Source organism: Pseudomonas sp. PDM32, assembly GCF_019219225.1.
Classification (GTDB): domain Bacteria; phylum Pseudomonadota; class Gammaproteobacteria; order Pseudomonadales; family Pseudomonadaceae; genus Aquipseudomonas; species Aquipseudomonas laurylsulfatiphila.
In genome coordinates this window covers 19,573-45,444 of sequence record NZ_JAHUWE010000002.1, presented here as the reverse complement: position 1 = coordinate 45,444, position 25,872 = coordinate 19,573, and the positions used below count along the sequence as shown (strand labels likewise).

Sequence of the window (25,872 nt, the reverse complement as noted above, 5' to 3'; positions counted from 1 at the left end):
CGTCCTTCCCCAGGATAAACAAGAAATGTCTGACAGCCAGGGACTTGAGCTTGTCGCTAGTATCGCCCCCTGAAAGCTTGCGTGGGAAAGCAGGCGGAAGCGTTGCGATGCTGAATCTTTAGCCAGCCGTGGTTGCGCACTGAACGGGCTGGCTACTGACTGCAGCAGAATTCAGGATTGCGGCTTTTCCGGGGCGGTCAGGCCGGCCTGAATGCGCTGATAAATTTCTTCCCGGTGCACTGCAACGTCCTTCGGAGCGTTGATGCCGATCCTGACTTGCTGGCCGCTTACGCCCAGGATGGTGATCGTAATGTCATCACCGATATTAATGCTTTCACCGACTTTGCGGGTGAGTATCAGCATGGTCTTCTCCTTGATTGCTTTGTGGGGCACCTGATTCGGACAGTGCAGAGGTCGGTGGTATGTATAGATTAGTGCGAAGTCTCACAGTTTGGGTGCCTCTTTCTGACGCGCAGATGTGGCATTAATTCCCAAGGCGTAACTATACAGAGGCCGCCACCATGATTCTCGTTGTTTTGAGCCCATTTTACGGCACTCGTGAAGTATTCATGGATGTTAAAATCTGCGCTTTAAGCATTTAGAGGGAAACGCCGTGCACAAAATGGTCTTGGTATTCGCGATGTTGGCACTGACGGGATGTGGTGAGGGCGGCAGTGTGAATGCGCCGAAGCCTAAGCCGGCGATGGCTGCCGTACCCGCGGCAGTGTCCGGCCCGCAATGGGATCTTGAAGTGCGAGGTGAAACCCCTCAGGCGGTCAGCGATTTGAGTGGCTGGCTGATCGAGCACAGCTTCATGTCCAGCGTCGTCAAGGAAAATGGCAATACGCGAATCCTGATGGGGCCGTTCAATTCGAAAGCCGAGGCCGAGGCCAAGCAGGATGAAGTCCGTGCGGCGCTCACTCGTTCGAAGAAGCAGAACATCGAATTGCTGGTGCTTGAGCGTCCGGCCGCTCAATAACGTTCGACAGCGAAGGTGTTGGGCAAACAAAAAGGCCTCGGGGTTTAGCCGCGAGGCCTTTTTTGTTTCAGATGTCGCCTGGATTCAGCCGCAGGCCTTCATGTCCACCGGGCCGACGAACTCGTTGCCGCGTCCCATGACGCACCCCACGCTCTGGTTGCGTTGACGCTCCCAGGCCTGTACGGGATAGGTTTTGTCCCAGGCTTCGTACAGTTGCCGATCCTGTTTCGACAGGCGCAAGCCATACTGCTTGCTCATGTAGAAGTAGGTCCGGGCGATCATGCCGCGAATGGAAGGGCGGGGCATGACTTTCTTGGCCTTGAAGTCGACTTGGGTCAGGCACGAACCATACTGTCCCGACTGTTCGGGCAGCCAACCGAAACTGAAGTTGCTGCGATCGCCATTGACCTCGCCAATGCTGGGCACCAGGTTGTGCAAGTCAGCTTCGGCCTTCTGGTAAACCGGATCGTAGCGGGTGCAGTTCTTGCGACCGCCTTCTTGCCAACACTGGCGTTGATGACCGATCTGCCAGGCTGGAACGATATGCTCCCACTCGATGCGGGATGCGCGCTTGGCATTTTTACGCGGCACATAACCGCAGGCGGCAAGGTTCACCCGGTTGCCGGTGTACTTGCAGCCACAGTAAAACTCGGTGGATTGGGGGGCGTAGAGTTTCCATGCGACCTTTTTCGCTTCGGTGAAGGTACGTGGAGCGTCGGCTTGCGCAGGCATGGCAAAAAATACAAAAAACAAAGCAAACCAGCGGACACTCATCAACTCAATCTTCCTTCGGCACAACCCAGAAAATCTGCACGCCGCCATCGTCGCGATAAGCGAGGGTGACGTTGTCGTTCTCGTCGATTTCTTCCAGCAAGTGCTCCCATTCGTCCACCGGCTCGTCAGGCAGGCGGAAGATCAGTGCTGCCCTGGCCTTTTGTGCGGTGGGGGAGTTGATGATTTTCTGAACGCGCAGGCCCATGCGTACATAGGCGTCAGGAGCGGCAGAGGTAGTGTCCATGGGATTATCCTTATTGAGCTGTACGTGCATACAGTATTTAACTGTAGGCAATTTCGCAACTGCTTAAAAATCAAGAAAATCCTCTGACAGCGGTTTGTTCCATTTGGTGTAAGGCGCAGGGAGTTTTTTGTCAGATCGAGCGGCGCCAATCGCCAGGGCTGGAGAATGGCGCACAGGGTGCCCGACCGGATCGGTCGGGCGAGGGCGAATCAGTATTCCCAGAACATCCGCTGCAGCTCTTTGCTGTCATTGGTCTTGGTCAACGCAACCATCGCCAGGATCCGGGCCTTTTGCGGGTTCAGGTCGTGGGCCACGACCCAGTCGTATTTGTCGTCAGGCTGTTCGGCGTTGCGCAATACGAAGCCGCCGGCGTTGACATGGGAGGAACGAATGATCTGCACGCCGTCCTTGCGCAGGGCTTGCAGGGCAGGGACCACGCGAGACGATACCGAGCCATTGCCGGTGCCGGCGTGGATGATGGCTTTGGCGCCTGATTGGGCGAGGGCCTTGTAGGCGGTGTCGCTGACATTGCCGTAGGAATAGGCGATCTCGACGTCAGGCAGGCTCTTGATGGTCTTGATGTCGAATTCGGAATCCATGGTGTGGCGCTTGGCTGGCAAGCGGAACCAGTAGGATTTGCCTTCTACCACCATGCCCAGCGGACCCCAGGGGCTTTTGAACGCTTCGGTCTTGATGTTGATCATTTTGCTGACATCGCGACCCGACTGGATTTCATCGTTCATGGTCACCAGCACGCCTTTGCCTCGCGCATCTTTGCTGCTGGCCACGGCCACTGCGTTGTACAGGTTGAGCATGCCATCGGCGGACATCGCGGTGCCCGGGCGCATGGAGCCCACGACAATGATCGGCTTATCGGTTTTTTCCACCAGGTTCAGGAAATACGCGGTTTCTTCCAGGGTGTCGGTCCCGTGGGTGATCACGATGCCATCGACGTCTTTGCTGTCGGCCAGTTCGGCTACGCGGCGGCCCAGTTGCAGCAGGTTTTCGTTGGTGATGCTTTCGGAAGCGATTTGCATGACCTGCTCGCCACGAACGTTGGCCACCTGGCTCAGTTCTGGAACGCCGGCGATCAGTTGTTCAATGCCGACTTTCGCCGCTTGATAGGTCGCGCTGTTGGCGGCGCTGGCGCCGGCGCCGGCAATGGTGCCACCGGTGGCCAGGATCACCACGTTGGCCAGTTTTTGTTGGGTTTCGGCTTCTTTGGCCTGAAGGGCGGTCGGCAGAAGCAGCAGCAGGGCCAAGGCGCCCGGAACAAAGGTCTTGAGTGCAGATGTCATTATTTTTCTCTTCTAGTTGTGAGACGGTGCAGATGCAGGTTCATCTAGATACGCCCCGGGCGAATCTGAGCGCCGGAGGTGCGAGGAGGAGAGCAGGATCTGTACCAGTAACACCCTGAATCGAAAAACACGCTTAACTTAATGATTTGTAAAGGTATTGCAGTTTGTGTCCGGAGGCGGTTCTGGGGTCGGGCGTCCGGATTGCCGAACATGTTTAACTTTTGCGTTCGGCTCTCCGAAACAGATGGCAGTCCTGTTTAAGATTCCTGTTTAAAATTTAAGGGCGTCAAATCGTCGTTAACGACTAAAGAAAAACGCGCGTCGGTCGATGCTCCTTCAAGGGATCTATTTCTGCAGGAGTTCACATGTCGTTATCTATTGGCTTCCCGAATGCCGCGGGCATCACCATCGGCGGAAAGTCCGCGGCGACCATTCGTGCCTTGGGCGATGCAACAGAGGATTCGGCTGCCCAAGCGCTGGGTGTAAAGGAAGGCGACGGTAGCCAGGTTAAAACCGGTTCGGTAGGTCTGGGACAAAGTGCCGGCGCACAGGCCGAATCGGAAACCAGCGATAACACCAGTATTGCGGTAAAGGTCCTGCTCAAGCGCCTGAAGGAGTTGCAGGATCAATTGCGTGAGCAACAGCAGCAATTGGCCCGGGCCCAGGCGGCGTCCTATCCGACCCCGGAAGCCAAGACCACCGCGGTAGCGGCCATTCAGGGGCAGGTTGCCGAAACCAACGGCGCCATCCTGCAGGTGAGTGCGAGTCTGATCAAAGAGTTGGCCAAGGGTTCCGGCACGGGATCGGTGGTCAACACCACGGCATGAGTTGAATGCCGTTTTTCGCCAATCCTCTCTGAAAGCACTTTTCAGGTCGTTGACAAATACCGGCAGGATTCGCATAGTCCGGGTCACGCAAACGTTTGCGCGATCCACTGTATTGGCTTTCCATCACAGTGGGTCGTGAAGCTTACGCCGGCGCAAGCGTTGCTCACAATAATCATAAGATCGGAGTGAACCCATGAAGCTGCCATTTGCTGGACGTCTTCTCGCTGTCGCTGTGCTGGCTGCCGCATCCGCTGCACTGCCTGTCTCCTCTGCCTTCGCTGAAACCACAGAAAAACCGAAAGTCGCACTGGTCATGAAATCCCTGGCCAATGAGTTTTTCCTGACCATGGAAGACGGCGCCAAGGCCTATCAGAAAGACCACTCCGGCGAATTCGAGCTGATTTCCAACGGCATCAAGGATGAAACCGACACCGCAGGCCAGACGCGCATCGTCGAGCAAATGATCCTGGCCAAGGTCAATGCGCTAGTGATTGCGCCGGCAGATTCCAAGGCCATGGTGCCAGTGATCAAGAAAGCCATCGATGCCGGTATCACCGTGATCAACATCGACAACCAGCTGGACCCCGCCGTGGTCAAAAGCAAAAACATCAGTGTTCCGTTCGTAGGCCCGGACAACCGCAAGGGCGCACGCCTGGTCGGCGATTACCTGGCCAAACAGCTGAAGGCCGGTGACGAAGTCGGCATCATCGAAGGTGTGTCCACCACCACCAATGCCCAGCAGCGCACCGCAGGCTTCAAGGATGCGATGGAGGCGGCGCAGATCAAGGTCGTGTCGTTGCAATCCGGTGACTGGGAAATCGACAAAGGCAACAAGGTGGCCGCCTCGATTCTCAGCGAATACCCGCAAACCAAGGCCCTGTTGGCCGGCAACGACAGCATGGCGGTCGGTGCGGTGTCTGCCGTGCGCGCCGCGGGCAAGGCCGGCAAGGTGCAAGTGGTCGGCTACGACAACATCAACGCCATCCAGCCGATGCTCAAGGATGGTCGAGTGCTGGCCACTGCCGACCAGTTTGCAGCCAGGCAGGCGGTGTTCGGCATCGAGACGGCATTGAAGATTCTCAAGGGCGAGAAGGTCGATGGCGGTGCCAATGGCGTGATCGAAACGCCGGTAGAGTTGGTCACCAAAGAGCAGGTCACACAGTAACCTTCTGGCGACGCAATGGCGCTCGTCCAGCCGGACGGGCGCGTGGAGAGTTTTTATGTCCGCTTGCGCTACGAACGCTGTCCTCTCGGTCAGCGGTATCGGCAAGACCTACGCCCAACCGGTCCTGGCCGGCATCGACCTGACGCTCATGCGCGGTGAAGTGCTGGCGCTGACCGGCGAGAACGGCGCAGGCAAAAGCACGCTGTCGAAAATCATTGGTGGGCTGGTCGCGCCGACTACCGGACAGATGCAGTTTCAGGGGCATGACTATCGCCCAGGCAGCCGGAGCCAGGCAGAAGACCTCGGCATCCGCATGGTCATGCAGGAACTCAATCTGCTGCCGACCCTGTCGGTGGCGGAAAACCTGTTTCTTCACAATCTGCCCAACAGCGGCGGCTGGATCAATCGCAAGCAATTGCGCAAGGCTGCCCTCGAGGCCATGGCTCAGGTCGGACTCGACGCCATTGACCCGGATACCCTGGTCGGCGAACTGGGCATTGGTCATCAGCAAATGGTAGAGATCGCCCGCAACCTGATCGGCGATTGTCATGTGCTGATTCTCGATGAGCCCACCGCGATGCTCACGGCACGCGAAGTCGAAATGCTGTTCGAGCAGATCACCCGCCTGCAGGCTCGCGGCGTATCGATCATTTATATCTCTCATCGCCTCGAAGAGCTGGCGCGGGTCGCGCAGCGCATTGCCGTGCTGCGCGACGGGAATCTGGTCTGTGTCGCGCCGATGGCCAACTACAACAGCGAGCAACTGGTCACCCTGATGGTTGGCCGCGAGCTCGGCGAACACATTGATATGGGGGCGCGCAAGATCGGCGCCCCGGTGTTGACGGTCAAGGGCCTGACCCGTGCCGACAAGGTTCGCGACGTGTCGTTCGAAGTGCGTGCCGGCGAGATTTTCGGCATTTCCGGTTTGATCGGCGCGGGGCGCACCGAGTTGCTGCGCCTGATCTTCGGTGCTGATATCGCCGACAGCGGCACGATTGCCCTGGGCTCGCCGGCGCAGGTCATCACTGTGCGTTCGCCCGTGGATGCAGTCGGGCATGGCATCGCGCTGATCACTGAAGATCGCAAGGGCGAAGGCCTTTTGTTGACGCAGTCGATCGGTGCCAATATTGCCTTGGGCAACATGCCCGGCATCTCCAGCGCCGGCTTTGTCGACAACGATGGCGAAAACGCCCTGGCCCAGCGGCAGATCGACGCCATGCGCATTCGCAGCTCCGGTCCGGCACAGTTGGTGTCCGAGTTGTCCGGCGGTAACCAGCAGAAAGTCGTCATCGGCCGTTGGCTGGAGCGCGATTGCTCGGTGCTGCTGTTCGACGAGCCGACCCGGGGCATCGACGTCGGTGCCAAGTTCGATATCTACAACCTGCTCGGTGAGTTGACTCGCAAGGGCAAGGCGCTGGTGGTGGTTTCCAGCGACTTGCGCGAGCTGATGCTGATCTGCGACCGGATTGGTGTGCTGTCGGCAGGAAGCCTGATCGATACGTTCGAGCGCGACAGCTGGACCCAGGATGAGTTGCTTGCCGCTGCTTTTGCCGGCTACCAAAAACGTGATGCGCAGCGCTTCGATGCCGCGCCTAGGGATCTTCCATGAAAACCGCTTCTATCGCCGGCACACGCAGTGGCAACTTCTATGGCCTGGGCACCTATCTGGGCCTGGCGGGTGCCTTGTTGGCGATGATCGTGCTGTTCTCGGTGCTGAGCAGTCACTTCCTGTCCTACGATACGTTCAGCACCCTGGCCAACCAGATTCCCGACCTGATGGTGCTGGCGGTCGGCATGACCTTTGTGTTGATTATCGGGGGCATCGACCTGTCGGTAGGCTCGGTGCTGGCACTGGCGGCCTCGACCGTGAGCGTGGCGATACTGGGCTGGGGCTGGAGCGTTCTGCCCGCAGCGTTGCTCGGCATGGCTGTCGCGGCGCTCGCCGGCACCCTCACCGGTTCGATCACGGTGGCGTGGCGGATACCGTCGTTCATCGTGTCCCTGGGTGTGCTGGAAATGGCGCGCGGGGTGGCGTACCAGATGACGGGTTCGCGTACGGCCTACATCGGCGACGCATTCGCCTGGTTGTCCAATCCGATCGCCTTCGGCATTTCACCCTCGTTCATCATTGCGTTGCTGATCATATTCGTCGCCCAGGCCGTGTTGACCCGCACGGTGTTCGGTCGCTACCTGATCGGAATCGGCACCAACGAAGAGGCTGTACGGCTGGCAGGGATCAATCCGAAGCCCTACAAAATCCTGGTGTTCAGCCTGATGGGATTGCTGGCCGGCATTGCTGCGCTGTTCCAGATTTCTCGCCTGGAAGCCGCCGACCCGAATGCCGGCTCCGGTCTTGAGTTGCAGGTGATCGCCGCCGTGGTGATCGGCGGGACCAGTCTGATGGGCGGGCGCGGCTCGGTGATCAGCACGTTTTTTGGCGTCCTGATCATTTCCGTGCTGGCCGCGGGGCTGGCGCAGATCGGGGCAACCGAGCCGACCAAACGCATCATTACCGGCGCGGTGATCGTGGTGGCGGTGGTGCTGGACACTTATCGCAGTCAACGCGCAAGCCGGCGGACCTGAGTCATGGCGACTATCAAAGATGTGGCAGCCCTTGCCGGCATTTCCTACACCACGGTTTCCCATGTGGTGAACAAGACCCGCCCGGTCAGTGAAGAAGTCCGGATCAAGGTCGAGGCCGCGATCAAGACCCTCGACTACGTCCCCAGCGCCGTGGCCCGTTCACTCAAGGCCAAGACCACGGCGACCATCGGCCTGCTGGTCCCCAACAGCCTCAACCCGTACTTCGCCGAGCTGGCCAGGGGGATCGAGGATTACTGCGAGCGAAACGGTTACTGCGTGATCCTGTGCAACTCCGACGACAATCCGGACAAGCAGCGCAGCTACCTGCGTGTGCTGCTGGAAAAACGCATCGACGGCCTGATCGTCGCCTCGGCCGGTGGCGACAGTGGCCTGGTACAGGGGCTGAAAGGCGTGCGCACGCCCATGGTGATCGTCGACCGCGGACTGGACGGTGTCGATGCCGACCTGGTGCGCATCGACCATGAATACGGCGCGTACCTGGCGACCCGGCACCTGTTGGAGCTGGGCCACCGGGACATCGCCACGATCAGCGGGCCGGAAAACACCAGTGTGGCGCAGATGCGTCTGGCGGGTTATCGCAGGGCCTTGAAAGAGGCGGGCGTCGAAGTCTCTCCCGAGCGCATGCTGGCCGGCGATTTCACCAGCACCGGCGGTTACAGCGCTGCCGCGATTTTGCTGGAAAGCCATCCGCCTACCGCCATTTTTGCCGCCAACGACATGATCGGCATCGGTGTGCTGCGGGCCGCCGCCGAGCGCAATATTCGCGTACCGAGCGAGTTGTCGGTGATCGGCTTCGACGATATCCAGATGAGTCGGTATGTCTACCCGTCGTTGACTACGGTGGGGCAATCGATCCTGCAACTCGGTGAGATGGCTGCCGAAGTGCTTTTACGGCGAATCGCCACACCGGGCCTGGCGACCGATCAGCGGATCGTGACGCCGAGTATTGTCATCCGTGAATCGACGGCGCCGCTGGCCGGCGTGTTTGCCCAGTGCCGTTGAAACAGAGAGCCGTTGAGAGCCGTTGAAAACAGAAAGCCGCTGACCCAACAGCGCCGCCGAAACAGAATCGATGAGTAGCAATGTATGCCAGCAAAAGTAGTGGTAATAGGCAGTTTGAACATGGACCTGGTGACCCGCGCGCCGCGTTTGCCAAAGGGCGGTGAAACGCTGATTGGTCAGTCGTTTGCCACCGTCTCCGGCGGCAAGGGCGCCAATCAGGCCGTGGCGGCGGCGCGGCTTGGCGCCCAGGTGTCGATGATCGGTTGTGTGGGCAATGACGCCTATGGCGACGCACTGCGCGGGGCGCTGTTGGCCGAGCAGATCGATTGCCAGGCGGTGAGCACCATTGACGGTTCCAGCGGCGTGGCGTTGATCGTGGTCGACGACAGCAGTCAGAACACCATTGTGATCGTTCCCGGTGCCAACGGTGCATTGACCGCTGAAGCCATTGACCGTTTTGATTCAGTGATACAGGCGGCGGACGTGCTCATCTGCCAGCTGGAAGTGCCCGATGCCTCCGTTGGCCATGCGCTCAAACGCGGCCGCGAGCTGGGCAAGACGGTCATCCTCAACCCGGCGCCGGCCAGCCGTCCGTTGCCATCGCACTGGTACGGGTCTATCGATTACCTGATTCCCAACGAGAGCGAAGCGTCGGCATTGAGCGAAGTGACTGTGGACTCCCTGGAGAGTGCGCAAGCCGCGGCAACCCGGCTGATTGCCCTGGGCGCCGGCAAGGTGATCATCACCCTCGGCGCGCAAGGTTCGCTGTTTGCCGATGGCCAGCGCTTCGAGCATTTCCCCGCGCCGGTCGTAAAGGCTGTCGACACCACGGCGGCGGGCGATACGTTCGTCGGTGGTTTCGCTGCGGCGTTGGCTGCGGGGCAGGATGAAGTGCAGGCGATCCGCTTCGGTCAGGTGGCTGCAGCGCTGTCGGTCACCCGTGCCGGCGCGCAACCGTCGATTCCCGCCTTGAGCGATGTACAGGCGTTTAAAACTCCATGAAAAAGACTCCCTTGCTCAACATCGCTTTGTCACGGCTGATCGCCTCATTGGGGCATGGCGACATGGTCGTCATCGGTGACGCCGGTCTGCCGGTTCCACCTGGCGTTGAATTGATCGACCTGGCCTTGACCCAGGGCATTCCGGATTTTGTCAGCACCCTGAAGGTGGTGCTCAGTGAGATGCAGGTCGAAAGCCATGTGCTGGCTCAGGAGATTCTCGATAAGAAACCGTTGGCCCTGATCGCACTGGATGAACTGAACGGCGAAGGCGCACTGGGGCGGCGTGAGGTGCTCAGCCATGAACAATTCAAGGCCCTGAACCGGCAGGCGAGGGCGATTGTTCGTACAGGCGAGTGCCAGCCGTACTGCAATATTGTGCTGGTCGCTGGCGTAACATTCTGACTGGCTGTCCGTGCTTTGATTTCCCTGGCGCAAGGAGCGCGCCACGTATCGCTATGCTAGGAAACTGCTTCCACTGCTCCGGAGTCTGCTGCTTTTGTCCCTGATTACCGCAACAAACGCCCCGGCGGCACAAAAAATCGACTTGATCATCGACACCGATCCTGGCGCTGATGATGTCGTTGCCTTGTTGTTCGCCCTGGCGTCGCCGGACGAGCTGAATGTTCGAGCGCTGACCACCGTTGCCGGCAACGTTCGCCTGGACAAGACCTCGCGCAATGCGCGACTGGCCCGGGAGTGGGCGGGGCGCGAAGAGGTGCCGGTCTATGCGGGCGCGCCGAAGCCCCTGATGCGCACACCTATCTATGCCGAGGACATTCATGGCATGGAAGGGCTCTCGGGCATTGCCGTGCATGAGCCCAAACAAGGCTTGGCCAAGGGCAGTGCCATCGCTTATCTGATCGACACCCTGAAATCCGCCGAGCCCCACAGCATTACCATCGCCATGCTTGGCCCGCAGACCAACCTGGCCCTGGCGCTGATCCAGGAACCGGGTATCGTCCAGGGCATCAAGGAAGTGGTGGTCATGGGTGGTGCGCACTTCAATGGCGGCAACATCACGCCGGTGGCTGAATTCAACCTGTTCGCCGATCCGCAAGCCGCCGAAGTGGTGCTCAAGAGTGGCGTGAAGCTGACCTACCTGCCGCTGGATGTGACCCACAAGATCCTGACCAGCGACGCGCGTCTGCAACAGATTGCTGCGCTGAACAACAATGCCGGCCGTTTGGTGGGCGACATTCTCAATGAATACATCAAAGGCGACATGGAACACTACGGCATTTCAGGTGGCCCGGTGCATGACGCCACGGTGGTCGCCTACCTGCTCAAACCGCAATTGTTCAGCGGCCGCTCGGTCAACGTGGTGGTCGACAGTCGTGAGGGACCGACATTCGGGCAAACCATCGTTGACTGGTATGACGGATTGAAAGCGCCGAAGAATGCGTTCTGGGTTGAGAGCGGCGATGCCCAGGGCTTCTTCGATCTGCTGACCGAGCGTCTGGCCCGTCTGAAGTAAGTGTCATCTCCCGCAGGTGCCTGCCTGCGGGTCTCACTCCCTCGCGCTGGCAGCTTCGGCCTTCTGGTCCGATAGGTGCTTCTCGAAAATCTGCTCGATGAACGATTGGGCGGCTTCGGTTCCCAGGTCCCTGACCAGCAGGTCGATACCGATAATGGCAAGCTCTTCCGTGCTGCTTGGACTGTAGGAGCTGTGGCCGTCTTGCCACTTGGCCTTGATGTCGGCGTCGATGCTTACGGTGGTCATGATGGCACTCGTGAAGTCGGGGGGGGGGGGGGGAAGTCTGAGTGCCGAGTTAACCATTTTGCGGGGCTTTTGACACGTCGACTTAGGCATGAAAAGAGGGCTGTGCGACACTTGGTCTCTGTCGAATTTTCAAGGAGCACGCTGTGCAGATCGATTTGAACTCCCCGGATGGCCTGACCCTCGAGGCAGTGCGTCAGTTGCTGGCCGGCGCCAGTGACGATGAGCACACCCAGTTGCGGGTCACCAAGGGAGGTATTGCCTACATCTCCTCGGGTGTCGTGGGCGGTACCGATATCGACGGGTTGTTGTTCCGGCTCGAAACCTGGGCCAAGGGCTCCGGTTATGTCGGACGGGTCGCGGCCAGCGATGAAGTCTGGGTCATGCAAATCTTCAATGCCTTGAAAGAGAACTGGCCCAATCCACCTTACGACTACATCGACGTCTATTGAGCGTTGTTCATATTCAGTCACGATTCAGTGATTAAGGGGGGGGCGGCGCTCAGGCAGAATCGCGGCTCGTCCGGATTGCGGGCAGGGCGCTGGCACTGCCTGCCTGTGAAACCAAACGCCAGTCTGGTTGTCGCACGATCTCAGCTTAATCATTGAATAAGGAGGCTTCATGCCTTGGAAGCTCGCGTCATTGGGTACTTTGCTGGCCGTTGCCACGCTGGCCGGTTGCAGCACTGCCTCTACGGAGTCGGCAACCGCGGATGTGGCGACGACTGACACGGGTCACAGCCGCTGTGAAGCGAAGGCTGCCGAGTTCGCCATCGGCAAACAGGCATCGCCGCAGCTGCTTGAGCAGGCACGTACCCGCGCAGGGGCGCAAAGCGCGCGGTTCCTGCTGCCAACCGATATGGTGACGCTGGAGTACCGTTCCGATCGCCTGAACCTGAACACCGATGCCGGCAGGGTGGTCACCCGGGTCAACTGCGGCTGATCGTTCGCTTTTGTTTCACCCATAAAAAACCCCGTCACATGGACGGGGTTTTTTTAGTGCGCCTGGAAATTACTCTGGGCGAACTTGAGCAGCTTGCATACCCTTTTGGCCTTTCTCAGCCACGAAGGAAACAGTCTGGCCTTCTTTCAGGCTTTTGAAACCGTCGCTTTCGATAGCTTTGAAGTGTACGAACAGGTCGTCACCGCCACCTTGAGGAGTGATGAAGCCGAAGCCTTTTTCATCGTTGAACCATTTAACGGTGCCGGTTTGGCGATTAGACATGGTGTATCTCCAAGAAACATATATTTTCAGTAGTACTGTGCTGCTCAGGCCAACTGGGCACACCCGAGTATCATAGTCGAAATGTTCGGTTTGGGAGCCCCCCGGGTGAGCTGTTTGCCGATCAGTCGTGGTTTCTTTATGCCTTGGAATGGCTGTAAGCCCCGTTTTATAAGGCTTCTAGCCGAAAGTGAAGGCGATAAAAAAAGCTGTAAAACCTGCATAAAATGTCTGTGAAAGCGACATTCAGGCTCTTTTTCGATTGTTGCAGGTGAAAAAAGTAATTCCGCAGGCTTATTTTTTCGCACCGCTATCGACCTTGCAGGTGGCGATTTTCGCCATTGCCTGTTGCCCCAGCGCGTCACTTGCTTTTCCGTCCATCAGGGCCTGAATGTCTTTGGCAGGATATGATTTGAGCTGGTCGGCACCGCAACCACAGACAGCTTTTGCCTTTGCATCACCGACAGTCTTTGCGGCCGCAGGCACGCATTGAGACATGTACTTCTCGCGTTCACCTTTTGGCCATTCGGCGTGGGCGGCCAGCGGCAGCAGCAGAACGATTGGTGCGACTACAGCGAATAAACGATTCAGACGCATGCCAGGATGCTCCTTTGAGGTCAATGTCTTGTTATCTGAGCGCTAACGCGCGGCTCAAGTTCATCACTCTGGCATAAAAACACTTGATTTGCCGCGTTGGAAAGCCTCTGCGCAGCTACCACCGTTCATCTGTGCTAGCATGCCCCGCTCGGGCGTTTGCAGGCTCCGATGGACCTTCAGTCCCGGTGGCGGCAGATGCGCGATTAACCCTGATTTGAATCCCAGTCACTCTGGTTCGGTTTTCCGGTTGGCCGCAAGGCTCCTGCCGCTGTAAGGCAGGCGTTCGTCATTGAATGGCCTGGATCGGATCTTGTACTGGCTCATCCCAACCCACGTGACCTTTGGTAGGGGTCACCACTAGGAGAGGAGGCGCCATGCCAACTATTACTCTTCCCGACGGCAGTCAACGTTCATTCGATCACCCGGTTTCCGTTGCCGAGGTCGCCGCATCCATCGGTGCAGGCCTGGCCAAGGCCACCGTTGCGGGCAAGGTCGATGGCAAGCTGGTCGACGCCAGCGACATCATCGACAGCGACGCGTCGCTGCAAATCATCACGCCAAAGGATGAAGAGGGGCTGGAGATCATTCGCCACTCTTGCGCCCACCTGGTTGGCCACGCGGTCAAGCAGTTGTACCCGACCGCCAAGATGGTCATCGGGCCGGTCATCGACGAAGGTTTCTATTACGACATCGCCTTCGAGCGTCCTTTCACTCCGGACGACCTGGCGGCCATCGAACAGCGCATGCAGCAGCTGATCGAGAAAGATTACGACGTGATCAAGAAAGTCACTCCGCGCGCCGAAGTGATCGAAGTGTTCAAGGCCCGTGGCGAAGACTACAAGTTGCGCCTGGTCGAGGACATGCCGAACGAACAGGCCATGGGCCTGTATTACCACGAAGAATACGTCGACATGTGCCGCGGTCCGCACGTGCCGAACACGCGCTTCCTGAAATCCTTCAAGCTGACCAAGCTGTCCGGCGCCTACTGGCGTGGCGATGCCAAGAACGAGCAATTGCAGCGCGTCTACGGCACCGCATGGGCGGACAAGAAGCAACTGGCGGCTTACATCCAGCGCATCGAAGAAGCCGAAAAACGCGATCACCGCAAGATCGGCAAGCGCCTGGGCCTGTTCCACACCCAGGAAGAGTCGCCGGGCATGGTGTTCTGGCACCCGAACGGCTGGACTTTGTACCAGGTGCTCGAGCAATACATGCGCAAGGTTCAGCGCGACAACGGCTACCTCGAAATCAAGACGCCGCAAGTGGTCGACCGCAGCCTGTGGGAGAAATCCGGGCACTGGGCCAACTACGCCGACAACATGTTCACCACCCAGTCGGAAAACCGCGACTACGCGATCAAGCCAATGAACTGCCCGTGCCACGTGCAGGTGTTCAACCAGGGCCTGAAGAGCTACCGCGAGCTGCCGATGCGCCTGGCCGAGTTCGGTGCATGCCACCGTAACGAGCCATCGGGTGCCTTGCACGGCATCATGCGTGTGCGCGCATTCACCCAGGACGACGCCCACATCTTCTGCACCGAAGAGCAGATGCAGGCCGAGTCCGCCGCGTTCATCAAGTTGACCATGGACGTCTACGCCGATTTCGGCTTTAAAGATGTCGAGATGAAACTGTCCACTCGTCCGGAAAAACGCGTCGGCTCCGACGAGCTTTGGGATCGCGCCGAAGCTGCACTGGCCGCAGCCCTTGACAGCGCGGGCCTGCCGTACGATCTGCAGCCGGGCGAGGGTGCGTTCTACGGTCCGAAGATCGAGTTCTCGCTGAAAGATTGCCTCGGTCGCGTCTGGCAATGTGGTACCCTGCAGCTCGATTTTAACCTGCCTGTGCGTCTGGGAGCCGAATACGTCTCCGAAGACAACAGCCGCAAGCACCCGGTGATGTTGCACCGGGCGATCCTGGGGTCCTTCGAGCGGTTCGTCGGAATCCTGATTGAGCATTACGAGGGCGCGTTCCCTGCGTGGCTGGCTCCGACCCAGGCAGTGGTGATGAATATCACTGATAAACAGGCTGATTTTGCCGCCGAAGTGGAAAAAACTCTCAACGAAAGCGGGTTTCGTGCCAAGTCTGACTTGAGAAATGAAAAGATCGGCTTTAAAATCCGCGAGCATACTTTGCTCAAGGTTCCTTATCTCTTGGTTATCGGAGATCGGGAGGTCGAGATGCAGACTGTCGCTGTGCGTACTCGTGAAGGTGCTGACCTGGGCTCGATGCCCGTCGCCCAGTTCGCTGAGTTCCTCGCCCAAGCGGTTTCCCGGCGTGGTCGCCAAGATTCGGAGTAATTATTATTAAGCGTGAAATGAGACAAGATAAACGAACTGCACCGAAAGCCCCGATCAACGAGAATATCTCGGCACGCGAGGTTCGGTTAATTGGGGCTGAAGGTGAACAGCTCGGGATTGTGTCAATCGAAGACGCGCTTCTTAAGGCTGAAGAGGCCAAGCTGGATCTGGTGGAGATTTCCGCCGATGCAGTACCACCTGTTTGCAAACTGATGGACTACGGCAAATCGATCTTCGAAAAGAAGAAGCAGATTGCTGCGGCCAAGAAAAACCAGAAGCAGATTCAGGTTAAAGAAATCAAGTTTCGTCCAGGGACGGAGGAAGGGGATTACCAGGTAAAACTGCGCAACCTGGTACGTTTCCTGAGTGACGGGGACAGGGCCAAGGTATCCTTGCGATTCCGCGGCCGTGAGATGGCCCACCAGGAGCTGGGGATGGAACTCCTCAAGCGAGTTGAAGGTGACTTGCTCGAGTACGGTTCGGTCGAACAGCATCCTAAGATGGAAGGACGCCAGCTGATCATGGTCATCGCCCCGAAAAAGAAGAAGTAATCAACAGGGCACGGCAGGCCTTCTGATTATGTTTATCAACTGAATGCGGAGTATCCGAACATGCCAAAAATGAAGACCAAAAGTGGTGCTGCTAAGCGGTTTCTGAAAACTGCTAACGGTATCAAGCACAAGCACGCTTTCAAGAGCCACATCCTGACCAAAATGTCGACCAAGCGTAAGCGTCAACTGCGCGGTAGCAGCTTGCTGCATCCGTCTGACGTGGCAAAAGTCGAGCGCATGCTGCGCCTTCGTTAATTTTAGTCAAGAATAGAGGAAGTAACTCATGGCTCGTGTAAAGCGTGGCGTCATTGCCCGTAAGCGTCACAAAAAAATTCTGAAACTTGCTAAAGGCTACTACGGCGCACGCTCCCGCGTATTCCGTGTTGCCAAGCAAGCGGTAATCAAGGCAGGCCAATACGCCTACCGTGACCGTCGTCAGAAAAAACGTCAGTTCCGCGCTCTGTGGATCGCTCGTATCAACGCTGGTGCTCGTATCAACGGTCTGTCCTACAGCCGTTTCATCGCCGGCCTGAAAAAAGCGTCCATCGAGATCGACCGTAAGGTTCTGGCTGATCTGGCAGTGAACGAAAAAGCGGCGTTTGCTGCGATTGTCGAGAAAGCTAAAGCCACCTTGGCTTAAGTACCCCCGACAGTCACCCGGCCTCGCATCTGTGGGGCCAGGTGTTAAACGTCATAAATAGGGGAAGAGCCTTCAAGCTCTTCCCCTATTTTGTATCTGGAGTCTGTACATGGAAAACCTGGATGCGCTCGTCTCTCAAGCACTAGAGGCTGTGCAAAGCGCTGAAGATATCAATGCCCTGGAGCAAATCCGGGTTCACTACCTTGGCAAGAAGGGTGAATTGACTCAGGTGATGAAGACCCTGGGGAATTTGCCGGCAGAGGAGCGTCCGCAGGTCGGTGCGCTGATCAACGTTGCCAAGGAGCGTGTCACAGAGGTCCTTAATGCGCGCAAGGCATTGTTTGAAGAAGCCGATCTGGCTGCCAAACTCTCCGCCGAGTCCATTGACGTGACCCTGCCTGGCCGCGGTCAGACCTCCGGTGGTCTGCATCCGGTTACCCGCACTCTGGAACGCGTCGAACAGTTCTTCACCCGTATCGGCTACGGCATCGCCGAAGGCCCTGAGGTCGAAGACGACTATCACAACTTCGAAGCGCTCAACATCCCAGGCCATCACCCGGCCCGGTCGATGCATGACACCTTCTATTTCAATGCGAACATGCTGTTGCGCACCCATACCTCGCCGGTACAGGTCCGCACCATGGAGTCCAAGCAGCCGCCGATCCGCATCGTCTGCCCGGGCCGCGTATACCGCAGCGACTCCGATATCACCCACTCGCCGATGTTCCACCAGGTCGAAGGCCTGCTGATCGATCGCGACATCAATTTCGCCGACCTCAAAGGCACCATCGAAGAGTTCCTGCGGGTGTTTTTCGAAAAGGAACTGGCGGTGCGTTTCCGTCCTTCGTACTTCCCGTTCACCGAGCCATCCGCTGAAGTCGACATGGAATGCGTGATGTGCAGCGGTAAAGGCTGCCGCGTCTGCAAGCAGACCGGCTGGCTGGAAGTGATGGGCTGCGGCATGGTTCACCCGAACGTGCTGCGCATGTCCGGGATCGACCCGGAAGAGTTCTCGGGCTTTGCCTTCGGCATGGGCGTTGAGCGTCTGGCCATGCTGCGTTACGGCGTGAACGACTTGCGTCTGTTCTTCGACAACGACTTGCGGTTCCTCGCGCAATTTCGCTAGTCGTAACGAATTCTTAGGAGAGCAGGATGAAATTCAGTGAACAATGGCTGCGTGGCTGGGTTAGCCCGCAGGTAAGTCGCGACGAGCTGGTTGCTCGTCTGTCGATGGCCGGTCTTGAGGTCGATAGCGTTACGCCGGCCGCCGGTGTTTTCAGTGGCGTGGTGGTTGGCGAGGTGCTGAGCACCGAGCAGCACCCGGACGCCGACAAGCTGCGCGTTTGCCAGGTCAGCAACGGCTCGGAAACCTTCCAGGTGGTTTGCGGTGCGCCCAACGTGCGCCCGGGCCTGAAGATTCCTTTCGCCATGATCGGCGCCGAGTTGCCAGGTGACTTCAAGATCAAGAAGGCCAAGCTGCGTGGCGTTGAATCCAACGGCATGCTGTGCTCGCAATCCGAGCTGCAGGTCGGTGAGGGTAACGACGGTCTGATGGAACTGCCGGCCGATGCGCCGGTAGGCAAGGATTTCCGTGTTTACCTGGACCTGGAAGACGCCAGCATCGAGGTCGACCTGACCCCGAACCGTGGCGACTGCCTGTCCCTGGCCGGTCTGGCCCGTGAAGTCGGTGCACTGTACGCCGCTCCAGTGGTCCGTCCGGTAGTGGCTTCGGTTCCTGCCGCCCACGACGAAGTGCGTTCGGTAGAAGTGTTGGCGCCCGCCGCGTGCCCGCGTTATCTGGGTCGTGTGATCCGTAACGTCGACCTGTCCCGGCCTACGCCGCTGTGGATGGTTGAGCGCCTGCGTCGTGCCGACGTACGCAGCATCGATGCTGCCGTCGACATCACCAACTACGTGATGCTGGAGCTGGGTCAGCCACTGCACGCCTTCGATCTCGCCGAAATCAACGGCGGCATCCGTGTGCGCATGGCCGAAGACGGCGAGAAGCTGGTGCTGCTCGACGGTCAGGAAGTCAGCCTGCGTAGCGATACGCTGGTGATCGCCGACCACTCCCGCGCACTGGCAATCGCCGGCGTCATGGGTGGCGAGCACAGCGGTGTGTCCGCGACCACGCGTGACGTGTTCCTGGAAAGCGCCTTCTTCGACCAGATCGCCGTGGCAGGCAAGGCCCGTTCCTATGGCCTGCACACCGATGCATCCCATCGCTACGAGCGTGGCGTGGACTGGCAACTGGCCCGCGAGGCCATGGAGCGCGCGACTGGCCTGCTGCTGGACATCACCGGCGGTGAAGCGGGTCCGATCATCGAGACCGTCAGCGAACAGCACCTGCCGAAAATTGCTCCGGTCACCCTGCGTGCCCAGCGCATTACCCAGATGCTGGGTATGGAAATGGATTCGGCTGAAGTGGAGCGCCTGCTCAATGCCTTGGGCCTGGCCATTACTGCCGACGGGGCAGGGCAGTGGCGTGTAGAAGTACCAAGCCATCGCTTCGATATCAGCCTGGAAGTCGACCTGATCGAAGAACTGGCACGCCTGTACGGTTACAATCGTTTGCCGGTTCGTTATCCGCAAGCGCGTCTGGCGCCGCAAGCCAAGGCAGAAGCCCGTAGCGACCTGCCTGAACTGCGCCGCCTGCTGGTTGCCCGTGGGTATCAGGAAGCGATTACCTACAGCTTCATCGATCCGAAACAGTTCGAACTGTTTAATCCGGGTGTTGAGCCGTTGCTGCTCGCCAATCCGATCTCCAATGACATGGCCGCCATGCGTTCGTCGTTGTGGCCGGGTCTGGTCAAGGCGCTTCAGCACAACCTGAACCGCCAGCAGGATCGCGTACGCCTGTTCGAAAGCGGCCTGCGTTTTGTTGGTCAGCTCGAAGGTTTGAAGCAAGAGCCGATGCTCGCCGGTGTGGTTTGCGGCAGTCGCTTGCCGGAAGGCTGGGCGCAGGGTCGCGATACCGTCGACTTCTTTGACGTCAAGGCTGACGTGGAAGCGGTGCTGGGCTTCGCCGGTGCCCTGGATTCGTTCACTTTCGTGCCAGGCAAGCACCCGGCATTGCACCCGGGCCAAACCGCACGCATCGAACGCGATGGTCGTCTGGTCGGCTTCATTGGCGCGATCCACCCCGAATTGTCGAAAACCCTCGGTCTCGACCGTCCGGTCTTCGTCTTCGAGTTGGTTCTGGCGGAAGTGGCGTCGGGCAAAATGCCGAAATTCCACGAGTTATCGCGCTTTCCTGAAGTGCGTCGTGACCTTGCACTGATTGCGCACAAAGACGTTGCAGCCACGGCTGTACTGGACGTAATCCGTGAAAATGCAGGCGAATGGCTGACAGACCTCAGGCTATTTGACGTGTATCAGGGTAAAGGCATTGATCCTGATAGAAAAAGCCTTGCAGTCGGCTTGACCTGGCAGCATCCATCGCGCACTCTTAATGACGATGAGGTGAATACCGCAACGCAAAACATCCTCACCTCGCTCGAACAAAGGTTGAACGCCACGTTAAGGAAGTGACGTATGGGGGCTCTGACGAAAGCTGAGATGGCGGAACGTCTGTATGAAGAGCTGGGCCTGAATAAACGGGAGGCCAAGGAATTGGTCGAACTGTTTTTTGAAGAAATCAGGCACGCTCTCGAAGACAACGAACAAGTCAAATTGTCCGGTTTCGGCAATTTCGACCTTCGGGACAAACGCCAGCGGCCTGGCCGCAATCCGAAAACGGGGGAAGAAATCCCGATCACGGCTCGCCGTGTGGTCACCTTTCGTCCAGGGCAGAAGTTGAAGGCCCGAGTTGAGGCTTATGCTGGAACCAAGTCATAACGACGAGCTCCCCGTCATCCCGGGCAAACGCTACTTCACCATTGGTGAAGTAAGCGAGCTGTGTGCGGTAAAACCACACGTGCTGCGCTACTGGGAACAGGAGTTTCCTCAGCTCAACCCGGTCAAACGCCGCGGAAACCGCCGGTATTATCAGCGCCAGGACGTGCTGATGATCCGGCAGATCCGCGCGCTTCTTTATGATCAGGGGTTCACCATCGGCGGAGCGCGCCTGCGCTTGTCCGGTGATGAAGCCAAAGACGACACCACCCAATACAAGCAAATGATCCGCCAGATGATCGCCGAGCTCGAAGATGTTCTGGTGGTACTCAAGAAATAAATTCTCGCTTTTAAATACTTCCAGTTTTCAAAAGCTTGCGATATATTCTTGAGCGTTCCTCGAGGTGAGGAACGGGTAACACGCCTAGTCGGGGCGTAGCGCAGTCCGGTAGCGCACTAGCATGGGGTGCTAGGGGTCGAGTGTTCGAATCACTCCGTCCCGACCATATTTTTCAATGACTTAGGCCAATGTTCACAGCATTGGCCTTTTTCATGTGCGTGACTTTTGCGTGACTTCTCGATTTTTCACGCCTGCTTCCTCTTCAAGATTGTCAGTACCGGTCCACGTGAATCGGTTGCTGATACCATGTTCGCAGCTTCAATCAGATGCTCAAGCTCAGCGCCCGAGTAGTGACTGGTGATGCTGCCGTTCTTGTGGCCCAGAAGTGCCTTGCGGTCTTCCTCGGTGACGCCTGCTGCGCGTAGCCGACGGCCAAATGTGTGTTTGAGGATCGTGGATCCTGATGGATGCATAACCTGGGTGAGCGGGGCGAAGGTTTTCCTCCTGCCAGAGTTTCGCCGCTCTCACCCGCGCCTTCTTCCAGGCCGAGTCATTCATCCGGTGCATCGCGCTGCCGTTGTAAGGGAAAACCCATTCCTTGCTCAGACCACGCTGCTGCTCAATGATCGACTTGGCCACGTTGTTGAGTACGACCAGGCGCTCATCACCGTTTTTCACTCCCGACCGTTCGTGCCTGCCGCCGAAATCAGCCGGAATCAGAAATACACTGGTGCCGAGCTCCGGTACCGAAATCTCCCAATCCCATCTCAGCTTGCAGACTTCCTGCTCCCGGGTGCCGGTGTTCACTTTGAACAGCGCCATCGTTTGCAGGTGAGCCGGCAGTTCCGCAAATAGAATCGACTGCTCCTGCCATGACATCGGGTACGGCTTGCGGCTCGACTTCTTCTCTTCCAGCTTCGTGAGCATCGGTACGCTATCCAGCCACGGCCTGCGCTCATCGTCTCGCCACTTCCTGGCACACAACGATAAAACCCGAACTACACGCTCGATCGAGATATTCACCGTTCTGTTGCTGACGCCTTTCTTTACCTTGCCGTCCTCGAGCTTCTTGGTCGCCAACCTGTCTTTGATGAACGGCACCAGGGCCTGGTCATCAATGTGGGTCAGCGGCATGTCGCCTATGAACGGATCCAGCTGTGAAAGGTGGTGGGCTGATAGCTTGATTGAAGGCTGGTCCTTGAACTCCAGTAGGAAGCGAGTCGCCGCCTCCCGCCAGATCCTCACCTTCTTTACGCCATACACCTTCTGTTGCCGGATCTGCTCCAACCGGTAGATCAGGTAGCGTTCCGCTTCTTCCCGGTCACCAGTTCCAGTGCTTTCGTAAAGTCGTTCTCCGTTGATTTTCTTGTCGATATGCCAGATGCCTTTCCTCTCGGAGAGTCCTGTGATCGATTTTCGCGCCATGATTTATCTCCTTTCTGGCGCTCGCTGCGGGGCAATTGTTGCTCCGGGGCGCGTTTTTTATCAATTGCTTTGGCCTCGACGTACGCCGTTGCCCAGTCATCAAGTTCCTGCCGGTCGAAGCCGACACCACGCTCGCCGATGGGGAATTCGCTGACATAAGGGCGCACGGTTTTATCGAATTCAGCGCGGCACATGCCCAGGTAGGTAGGCGCGGCGCCGGCACGGATGAAACGGGGGAGGATACTTTCGCGCCGGGGCCGGGACGGCGCCTGCGCCAGTTCTGCAGACATAAACGCTCCATGCCGCGCGTGGCGGCAGATGGTGGTTAATCCCAGTCGTGTCTGAGCTTGGGGTTGATTGGTGGTGTGCACTGAAGCGTGGCGAGATCCAGCAGAGTGAAGTGGCCGTCCATCCATCCGGCTGTGTCGATGTAGTGGACGTTCCCGAGCAAGGCCGGCTGTCGCAGCGGGGTGTGGCCCACCACCAAGGCGCGTAAACCTTCAACGCCACACATCTCGCCGTCCTGAATACGGCTACGCGACCACATGCAGCTGTTCTGCACCAGCTTCAGCCGCTTGTTGCTCTCGGGCGACTCCAGCTCAGCGCGCAGCTGCTCCCATGAAGAGAAAGGGCAGTCGGCGTGGACAATCCCGACCAGTCCGCCAGGTGTCTCGACTTCGATGGCGATCGGCAGCTCTGCAAACTGGGTGGCAAACTCCCGCTGCTCATCCCAGGCCAAGCCGGCGAACCAGGCGCCGCCGTTGTAGACCCAGTTTTCCGAATCGCAGGTATCGAAGCGCACCACATAGTCATCATGGTTTCCACGTACCGGGTGGAACCATGGCTTGTCCAGCCAGGTGAGAACGTCGCGGCATTCCGGCCCGCGGTCGACCAGATCGCCGACACTGAACAGGCGATCGGCCGACGGATCGAAGCCGGCAACATCAAGCGCGTCCTGTAGCCTGGTGAAGTGCCCGTGTATGTCGCCGACCGCGAAATCCCGGCCAGCCGTGTTTGCGGCGAAGCGCTTCACGCGCGACACCTCGATATTTTCGAGCATGTGGGTTCCTCGCCCGCCGTTCACCGGCAGGCTACTGATTGCTTTCAATTGACAATTTGATACTGATTATCAAGGGGGGCGCTTATGATCTGGGGCTACATGGAAAATTTGTGGGTCAAAGGGGGTGATGGATGGCGGTTGAAGAGGTTGATCTATACAAGGCCGTAGGGATGGCGGTGATGAGCTCGCAATTGTTCGAGCGGGTATTTGTATTTGCTGCGAAGTTCGCAATAAAACAACCGGATGCTCGAACCGTGGAGGATATCGTTCACGTAAATTCAGCCACAGCTTTCAGGCAGCCCATTAAGGCGTTACTAAATGAGATTTCAGGGACCGCGGCGACTCAAGGCCTCGAAGATCGGATAAGCGTTTTAATTGAAAAGCGCCATAGGGTTGTCCATCGGCTTGTCGACGAAACACCTTGGCCTGGCGATGTCACGCCAGAACAACGGCAGCATGTTTACCAGCTATGTATGGACGTTATTTCTGAGAGCAAATTGCTTACTTCAGAATTGGCTGATTTGCTGTGCAAGTGGATGGAAAACATCCCAGAGCTACGAGAAGCTCTTGAGAGCTTCGATCAGCGTCCCTTGTAGATAAGCCAGAGTATGTAGAGCGGGGCGAAGATCATGGGGCAACCCGCTTGAACTCGACGACCCAGACCCAGGGGTTGGCGTCCCAGTCGGCGCCAGTGAATGTCCACAGGTTGCCGAAGGCGTTCCGGGCAGATCCCAGGCACTGCTCATGGCTGGTGGTCTTCTCCCACATCCAGCCGTCGAGCTGTTTGTGAGTGGAGTCCGGCGCCGGGCATGACCCGACATCGGTCCACCCCTTGCCGGTGTGCCCGCACTTGCGACCGTAATCGGTGAAGAAACAGCCTTCCGCCTTGGCCTGCTCCTCGCTGATGTCCTGCAATCGCTCAGCGCGGACGGCGGTGATCTCCAGCAGGATGCGGCTGTCGCGGCGGAACATATGGATGCCCGGTTTCCAAGGGCCGCCGTAGTCCGTGCGGTTGTCGCTTTCGCGGTATACAACCCACTCCTGATCTGGGGCCTGGGCGATACGAATGCTGGCCCACGCCTCGCGCACCCACAGTCGGTCGCCGGGTTGGCCGTAGGGGCACTTGCAACCTGACTCGCCATCCCGCCACCAAGCCCCGAACACCATTGGCCCAGCTACTTGCTCTCCGTGGCGGTTCGTCACGGCCACGTTGTAGCTTTCCACTGTGACGCTGGCGTCGTCGTCCGGCTGAATCTTCATAGCTCGCCGTGTGACCGTTTTCCGGCCTTCCAGGATGGCGCGCACCATCGGGGCCGAGAACAAGATCGGCCGTTCCTTTATCTCAGACATGCGGGTTCCTTGCCGCTATAGCGGCTGACTTTGAAGGGGGAGGGAGTTACGGGTAGTTCTTGCTGATGCGCTTGGCGATGGCTTCGAGTTGCTCGGCCATGCCCCACATGTCGTTGTTGTCGCGGCGGGAGACGACGGCGGCTCGCTGGACGTTGCGTTCGATTAGGATCTTCGCTGCCAGCAGGATCAGCCAAGCTTCGAACTTACGGCGAATGAGGCGATTCATGCTGCCTCCTTCGGCGTGTAGGTCAGCGTGCCGTCGAGGATCGCCGCCTTGATGGCTTCAAACTCCCAGGCGTAATACTGCGATTCGACGTAGACGCGCATCTCGCCGTAGTCGTGCTGCTTGCGTCGGATGAATGCCTCCGCGGCATCCCTGGTGAAGTGGCTGTTCACTATCTCCCAACGCTTGTTCCAGCCGGTGACGGTGTGGTCATCGCACTCGGCGAGATAGTCCCACTGATCGTCTTCGTCCAGATCCATAAAGCTGCATTCCCGATCAGCCATCAATGACTGGTCGATTTCTGCACGCTCCTCGTCGTCCAGATCGTCCCAGTATTCCTTGGGGCTGAACCACGAACGATCCTCCAGGCACACGACTCGGCCTTCGGCGTAGTCGATCTCGAAGCTGTAATCGATTCGTTTGGTCTGCACGGTGAAAATCGCGGCCGCAGTGTGGTGCCACTTAACGCCGGCGCCGTTGCAGTGATAGCGGAGGCGCTCAACGAAGTCGGCCCAGGTTGCTGGGTTGAGGTCAGCACCGGTCGCCAGGCTCGGCAGCGGCTCGGCCGGATTGTTTTCTGTGGGCATGGGGCGTCCTATGCCGGGTCATGCCCGGGCGGTGGGGTGGTGGAGAGTTTTGCGGCGAGGCTCTTGCTTGATAACGGCATTGATCAATGATATTTAGCGTGCCGTGAGGCTGTGTTTTCAAACGTAATGCCAAATT

32 protein-coding genes, 1 tRNA gene and 1 pseudogene are annotated in these 25,872 nt (G+C 58.2%); 21 read left to right on the top strand and 13 right to left on the bottom strand.

Features of this window, described 5'->3' with window-relative positions; translation table 11 throughout:
* Positions 1-171: 171 nt before the first annotated feature.
* Positions 172-363 carry a carbon storage regulator CsrA gene (csrA, locus tag KW846_RS03625; RefSeq protein WP_007975691.1) on the bottom strand — a complete coding sequence of 64 codons (192 nt, stop codon included), beginning with the start codon at positions 361-363 and terminating at the stop codon, positions 172-174.
* 250 nt (positions 364-613) lie between these two features.
* Here csrA and KW846_RS03620 point away from each other — a divergent pair, with 250 nt between their 5' ends.
* Positions 614-979 carry an SPOR domain-containing protein gene (locus KW846_RS03620; protein ID WP_218481354.1) on the top strand — a complete coding sequence of 122 codons (366 nt, stop codon included), beginning with the start codon at positions 614-616 and terminating at the stop codon, positions 977-979.
* 84 nt (positions 980-1,063) lie between these two features.
* Here the strand turns inward: KW846_RS03620 and KW846_RS03615 are convergent, their stop codons facing one another.
* The 3 genes from KW846_RS03615 to KW846_RS03605 form a co-directional block, all read right to left on the bottom strand.
* Positions 1,064-1,753, bottom strand: coding sequence for an endonuclease (locus KW846_RS03615; RefSeq protein WP_218481353.1), 690 nt, complete (start codon positions 1,751-1,753; stop codon positions 1,064-1,066).
* Positions 1,754-1,757: 4 nt separating this feature from the next.
* On the bottom strand, positions 1,758-1,997 hold the full coding sequence (locus KW846_RS03610) for a DUF1654 domain-containing protein (protein WP_218481352.1): 240 nt from the start codon (positions 1,995-1,997) through the stop codon (positions 1,758-1,760).
* 209 nt (positions 1,998-2,206) lie between these two features.
* Positions 2,207-3,295 carry an asparaginase gene (locus KW846_RS03605; RefSeq protein WP_007975695.1) on the bottom strand — a complete coding sequence of 363 codons (1,089 nt, stop codon included), beginning with the start codon at positions 3,293-3,295 and terminating at the stop codon, positions 2,207-2,209.
* 365 nt (positions 3,296-3,660) lie between these two features.
* On the opposite strand from KW846_RS03605, the gene KW846_RS03600 reads away from it, so the two are divergent.
* The 8 genes from KW846_RS03600 to KW846_RS03565 all read left to right on the top strand — a co-directional run bounded on the left by KW846_RS03600 (position 3,661) and on the right by KW846_RS03565 (position 11,368).
* On the top strand, positions 3,661-4,122 hold the full coding sequence (locus tag KW846_RS03600; protein ID WP_218481351.1) for a hypothetical protein: 462 nt from the start codon (positions 3,661-3,663) through the stop codon (positions 4,120-4,122).
* Positions 4,123-4,315: 193 nt separating this feature from the next.
* Complete coding sequence (locus tag KW846_RS03595) at positions 4,316-5,287, top strand: sugar ABC transporter substrate-binding protein (RefSeq protein WP_218481350.1); 972 nt, start codon at positions 4,316-4,318, stop codon at positions 5,285-5,287.
* Between the two features lie 55 nt (positions 5,288-5,342).
* Complete coding sequence (locus KW846_RS03590; protein WP_218481349.1) at positions 5,343-6,896, top strand: sugar ABC transporter ATP-binding protein; 1,554 nt, start codon at positions 5,343-5,345, stop codon at positions 6,894-6,896.
* Positions 6,893-7,870: an ABC transporter permease gene (locus KW846_RS03585; protein ID WP_218481348.1), complete on the top strand. Its 978-nt coding sequence runs from the start codon at positions 6,893-6,895 to the stop codon at positions 7,868-7,870. The genes KW846_RS03590 and KW846_RS03585 overlap by 4 nt, the downstream gene beginning before the upstream one ends.
* A 3-nt stretch (positions 7,871-7,873) precedes the next feature.
* A complete protein-coding gene (locus KW846_RS03580) occupies positions 7,874-8,893 on the top strand; it encodes a LacI family DNA-binding transcriptional regulator (protein WP_218481347.1) in 1,020 nt (339 codons plus the stop codon).
* Between the two features lie 84 nt (positions 8,894-8,977).
* Positions 8,978-9,895, top strand: coding sequence for a ribokinase (gene rbsK, locus KW846_RS03575; RefSeq protein WP_218481346.1), 918 nt, complete (start codon positions 8,978-8,980; stop codon positions 9,893-9,895).
* On the top strand, positions 9,892-10,296 hold the full coding sequence (rbsD, locus tag KW846_RS03570; RefSeq protein WP_218481345.1) for a D-ribose pyranase: 405 nt from the start codon (positions 9,892-9,894) through the stop codon (positions 10,294-10,296). Before rbsK ends, rbsD begins: the two co-directional genes overlap by 4 nt.
* A gap of 64 nt (positions 10,297-10,360) precedes the next feature.
* Positions 10,361-11,368, top strand: a complete 1,008-nt coding sequence (locus KW846_RS03565) for a nucleoside hydrolase (protein ID WP_218481663.1) — start codon at positions 10,361-10,363, stop codon at positions 11,366-11,368.
* Positions 11,369-11,401: 33 nt separating this feature from the next.
* On the opposite strand, the gene KW846_RS03560 is transcribed toward KW846_RS03565, so the two are convergent.
* On the bottom strand, positions 11,402-11,614 hold the full coding sequence (locus KW846_RS03560) for a hypothetical protein (RefSeq protein ID WP_218481344.1): 213 nt from the start codon (positions 11,612-11,614) through the stop codon (positions 11,402-11,404).
* A gap of 143 nt (positions 11,615-11,757) precedes the next feature.
* Here KW846_RS03560 and KW846_RS03555 point away from each other — a divergent pair, with 143 nt between their 5' ends.
* Both KW846_RS03555 and KW846_RS03550 read left to right on the top strand, forming a co-directional pair.
* On the top strand, positions 11,758-12,063 hold the full coding sequence (locus tag KW846_RS03555) for a hypothetical protein (protein ID WP_007975706.1): 306 nt from the start codon (positions 11,758-11,760) through the stop codon (positions 12,061-12,063).
* A gap of 169 nt (positions 12,064-12,232) precedes the next feature.
* Positions 12,233-12,553, top strand: a complete 321-nt coding sequence (locus tag KW846_RS03550; protein WP_218481343.1) for an I78 family peptidase inhibitor — start codon at positions 12,233-12,235, stop codon at positions 12,551-12,553.
* Positions 12,554-12,622: 69 nt separating this feature from the next.
* Here KW846_RS03550 and KW846_RS03545 read toward each other — a convergent pair whose 3' ends face one another.
* A complete protein-coding gene (locus tag KW846_RS03545) occupies positions 12,623-12,835 on the bottom strand; it encodes a cold-shock protein (RefSeq protein ID WP_003179963.1) in 213 nt (70 codons plus the stop codon).
* A 291-nt stretch (positions 12,836-13,126) separates the two neighbouring features.
* Positions 13,127-13,429 carry a hypothetical protein gene (locus tag KW846_RS03540; RefSeq protein ID WP_218481342.1) on the bottom strand — a complete coding sequence of 101 codons (303 nt, stop codon included), beginning with the start codon at positions 13,427-13,429 and terminating at the stop codon, positions 13,127-13,129.
* Between the two features lie 374 nt (positions 13,430-13,803).
* Here KW846_RS03540 and thrS point away from each other — a divergent pair, with 374 nt between their 5' ends.
* From thrS to KW846_RS03495, 9 genes are all read left to right on the top strand, one after another.
* On the top strand, positions 13,804-15,726 hold the full coding sequence (gene thrS, locus KW846_RS03535) for a threonine--tRNA ligase (RefSeq protein ID WP_007975710.1): 1,923 nt from the start codon (positions 13,804-13,806) through the stop codon (positions 15,724-15,726).
* Positions 15,726-16,277, top strand: a complete 552-nt coding sequence (gene infC, locus KW846_RS03530; protein WP_172435703.1) for a translation initiation factor IF-3 — start codon at positions 15,726-15,728, stop codon at positions 16,275-16,277. The genes thrS and infC overlap by 1 nt, the downstream gene beginning before the upstream one ends.
* 60 nt (positions 16,278-16,337) lie before the next feature.
* On the top strand, positions 16,338-16,532 hold the full coding sequence (gene rpmI, locus KW846_RS03525) for a 50S ribosomal protein L35 (RefSeq protein ID WP_002553160.1): 195 nt from the start codon (positions 16,338-16,340) through the stop codon (positions 16,530-16,532).
* A 28-nt stretch (positions 16,533-16,560) separates the two neighbouring features.
* On the top strand, positions 16,561-16,917 hold the full coding sequence (gene rplT, locus KW846_RS03520) for a 50S ribosomal protein L20 (protein ID WP_007905879.1): 357 nt from the start codon (positions 16,561-16,563) through the stop codon (positions 16,915-16,917).
* 109 nt (positions 16,918-17,026) lie between these two features.
* The gene (gene pheS, locus KW846_RS03515; protein WP_007975711.1) at positions 17,027-18,043 is read left to right on the top strand and encodes a phenylalanine--tRNA ligase subunit alpha; all 1,017 of its coding nucleotides are present in this window, start codon (positions 17,027-17,029) and stop codon (positions 18,041-18,043) included.
* A gap of 26 nt (positions 18,044-18,069) precedes the next feature.
* On the top strand, positions 18,070-20,448 hold the full coding sequence (pheT, locus tag KW846_RS03510; RefSeq protein ID WP_218481341.1) for a phenylalanine--tRNA ligase subunit beta: 2,379 nt from the start codon (positions 18,070-18,072) through the stop codon (positions 20,446-20,448).
* Positions 20,449-20,451: 3 nt separating this feature from the next.
* A complete protein-coding gene (ihfA, locus tag KW846_RS03505) occupies positions 20,452-20,754 on the top strand; it encodes an integration host factor subunit alpha (protein ID WP_002553164.1) in 303 nt (100 codons plus the stop codon).
* Complete coding sequence (locus KW846_RS03500) at positions 20,735-21,091, top strand: MerR family transcriptional regulator (protein ID WP_003179985.1); 357 nt, start codon at positions 20,735-20,737, stop codon at positions 21,089-21,091. Before ihfA ends, KW846_RS03500 begins: the two co-directional genes overlap by 20 nt.
* An 89-nt stretch (positions 21,092-21,180) precedes the next feature.
* Positions 21,181-21,257 (top strand) — tRNA-Pro (locus KW846_RS03495).
* A gap of 79 nt (positions 21,258-21,336) precedes the next feature.
* Here KW846_RS03495 and KW846_RS30310 read toward each other — a convergent pair.
* The 3 genes and pseudogenes from KW846_RS30310 to KW846_RS03485 all read right to left on the bottom strand — a co-directional run bounded on the left by KW846_RS30310 (position 21,337) and on the right by KW846_RS03485 (position 23,576).
* Positions 21,337-22,501: pseudogene (locus tag KW846_RS30310) on the bottom strand (tyrosine-type recombinase/integrase).
* On the bottom strand, positions 22,387-22,806 hold the full coding sequence (locus KW846_RS29925) for a hypothetical protein (RefSeq protein WP_256356591.1): 420 nt from the start codon (positions 22,804-22,806) through the stop codon (positions 22,387-22,389). The pseudogene KW846_RS30310 and the gene KW846_RS29925 overlap by 115 nt, the downstream one beginning before the upstream one ends.
* 35 nt (positions 22,807-22,841) lie before the next feature.
* Positions 22,842-23,576 (bottom strand): metallophosphoesterase, encoded by a 735-nt coding sequence (locus tag KW846_RS03485; protein ID WP_218481340.1) that lies wholly within the window; start codon positions 23,574-23,576, stop codon positions 22,842-22,844.
* Between the two features lie 131 nt (positions 23,577-23,707).
* On the opposite strand from KW846_RS03485, the gene KW846_RS03480 reads away from it, so the two are divergent.
* Positions 23,708-24,172: a hypothetical protein gene (locus KW846_RS03480; protein WP_218481339.1), complete on the top strand. Its 465-nt coding sequence runs from the start codon at positions 23,708-23,710 to the stop codon at positions 24,170-24,172.
* 31 nt (positions 24,173-24,203) lie between these two features.
* Here KW846_RS03480 and KW846_RS03475 read toward each other — a convergent pair whose 3' ends face one another.
* From KW846_RS03475 to KW846_RS03465, 3 genes are read right to left on the bottom strand one after another with little or no spacing between them, the layout of a single operon-like run.
* Positions 24,204-24,926 carry a hypothetical protein gene (locus KW846_RS03475; protein ID WP_218481338.1) on the bottom strand — a complete coding sequence of 241 codons (723 nt, stop codon included), beginning with the start codon at positions 24,924-24,926 and terminating at the stop codon, positions 24,204-24,206.
* A 46-nt stretch (positions 24,927-24,972) separates the two neighbouring features.
* Complete coding sequence (locus KW846_RS03470; protein WP_218481337.1) at positions 24,973-25,152, bottom strand: hypothetical protein; 180 nt, start codon at positions 25,150-25,152, stop codon at positions 24,973-24,975.
* Positions 25,149-25,736, bottom strand: a complete 588-nt coding sequence (locus KW846_RS03465; RefSeq protein ID WP_218481336.1) for a hypothetical protein — start codon at positions 25,734-25,736, stop codon at positions 25,149-25,151. Before KW846_RS03465 ends, KW846_RS03470 begins: the two co-directional genes overlap by 4 nt.
* Between the last annotated feature and the right edge of the window lie 136 nt (positions 25,737-25,872).

Bases quoted from the DNA above. Each gene is read 5' to 3' on its own strand.
- csrA (WP_007975691.1), bottom strand. From the start codon at position 363: ATGCTGATACTCACCCGCAAAGTCGGTGAAAGCATTAATATCGGTGAT.
- KW846_RS03615 (WP_218481353.1), bottom strand. From the start codon at position 1,753: ATGAGTGTCCGCTGGTTTGCTTTGTTTTTTGTATTTTTTGCCATGCCT.
- KW846_RS03610 (WP_218481352.1), bottom strand. From the start codon at position 1,997: ATGGACACTACCTCTGCCGCTCCTGACGCCTATGTACGCATGGGCCTG.
- KW846_RS03605 (WP_007975695.1), bottom strand. From the start codon at position 3,295: ATGACATCTGCACTCAAGACCTTTGTTCCGGGCGCCTTGGCCCTGCTG.
- KW846_RS03600 (WP_218481351.1), top strand. From the start codon at position 3,661: ATGTCGTTATCTATTGGCTTCCCGAATGCCGCGGGCATCACCATCGGC.
- KW846_RS03595 (WP_218481350.1), top strand. From the start codon at position 4,316: ATGAAGCTGCCATTTGCTGGACGTCTTCTCGCTGTCGCTGTGCTGGCT.
- KW846_RS03590 (WP_218481349.1), top strand. From the start codon at position 5,343: ATGTCCGCTTGCGCTACGAACGCTGTCCTCTCGGTCAGCGGTATCGGC.
- KW846_RS03585 (WP_218481348.1), top strand. From the start codon at position 6,893: ATGAAAACCGCTTCTATCGCCGGCACACGCAGTGGCAACTTCTATGGC.
- KW846_RS03580 (WP_218481347.1), top strand. From the start codon at position 7,874: ATGGCGACTATCAAAGATGTGGCAGCCCTTGCCGGCATTTCCTACACC.
- rbsK (WP_218481346.1), top strand. From the start codon at position 8,978: ATGCCAGCAAAAGTAGTGGTAATAGGCAGTTTGAACATGGACCTGGTG.
- rbsD (WP_218481345.1), top strand. From the start codon at position 9,892: ATGAAAAAGACTCCCTTGCTCAACATCGCTTTGTCACGGCTGATCGCC.
- KW846_RS03560 (WP_218481344.1), bottom strand. From the start codon at position 11,614: ATGACCACCGTAAGCATCGACGCCGACATCAAGGCCAAGTGGCAAGAC.
- KW846_RS03550 (WP_218481343.1), top strand. From the start codon at position 12,233: ATGCCTTGGAAGCTCGCGTCATTGGGTACTTTGCTGGCCGTTGCCACG.
- KW846_RS03545 (WP_003179963.1), bottom strand. From the start codon at position 12,835: ATGTCTAATCGCCAAACCGGCACCGTTAAATGGTTCAACGATGAAAAA.
- KW846_RS03540 (WP_218481342.1), bottom strand. From the start codon at position 13,429: ATGCGTCTGAATCGTTTATTCGCTGTAGTCGCACCAATCGTTCTGCTG.
- thrS (WP_007975710.1), top strand. From the start codon at position 13,804: ATGCCAACTATTACTCTTCCCGACGGCAGTCAACGTTCATTCGATCAC.
- rpmI (WP_002553160.1), top strand. From the start codon at position 16,338: ATGCCAAAAATGAAGACCAAAAGTGGTGCTGCTAAGCGGTTTCTGAAA.
- rplT (WP_007905879.1), top strand. From the start codon at position 16,561: ATGGCTCGTGTAAAGCGTGGCGTCATTGCCCGTAAGCGTCACAAAAAA.
- pheS (WP_007975711.1), top strand. From the start codon at position 17,027: ATGGAAAACCTGGATGCGCTCGTCTCTCAAGCACTAGAGGCTGTGCAA.
- pheT (WP_218481341.1), top strand. From the start codon at position 18,070: ATGAAATTCAGTGAACAATGGCTGCGTGGCTGGGTTAGCCCGCAGGTA.
- ihfA (WP_002553164.1), top strand. From the start codon at position 20,452: ATGGGGGCTCTGACGAAAGCTGAGATGGCGGAACGTCTGTATGAAGAG.
- KW846_RS03500 (WP_003179985.1), top strand. From the start codon at position 20,735: ATGCTGGAACCAAGTCATAACGACGAGCTCCCCGTCATCCCGGGCAAA.
- KW846_RS29925 (WP_256356591.1), bottom strand. From the start codon at position 22,806: ATGTCTGCAGAACTGGCGCAGGCGCCGTCCCGGCCCCGGCGCGAAAGT.
- KW846_RS03485 (WP_218481340.1), bottom strand. From the start codon at position 23,576: ATGCTCGAAAATATCGAGGTGTCGCGCGTGAAGCGCTTCGCCGCAAAC.
- KW846_RS03480 (WP_218481339.1), top strand. From the start codon at position 23,708: ATGGCGGTTGAAGAGGTTGATCTATACAAGGCCGTAGGGATGGCGGTG.
- KW846_RS03475 (WP_218481338.1), bottom strand. From the start codon at position 24,926: ATGTCTGAGATAAAGGAACGGCCGATCTTGTTCTCGGCCCCGATGGTG.
- KW846_RS03470 (WP_218481337.1), bottom strand. From the start codon at position 25,152: ATGAATCGCCTCATTCGCCGTAAGTTCGAAGCTTGGCTGATCCTGCTG.
- KW846_RS03465 (WP_218481336.1), bottom strand. From the start codon at position 25,736: ATGCCCACAGAAAACAATCCGGCCGAGCCGCTGCCGAGCCTGGCGACC.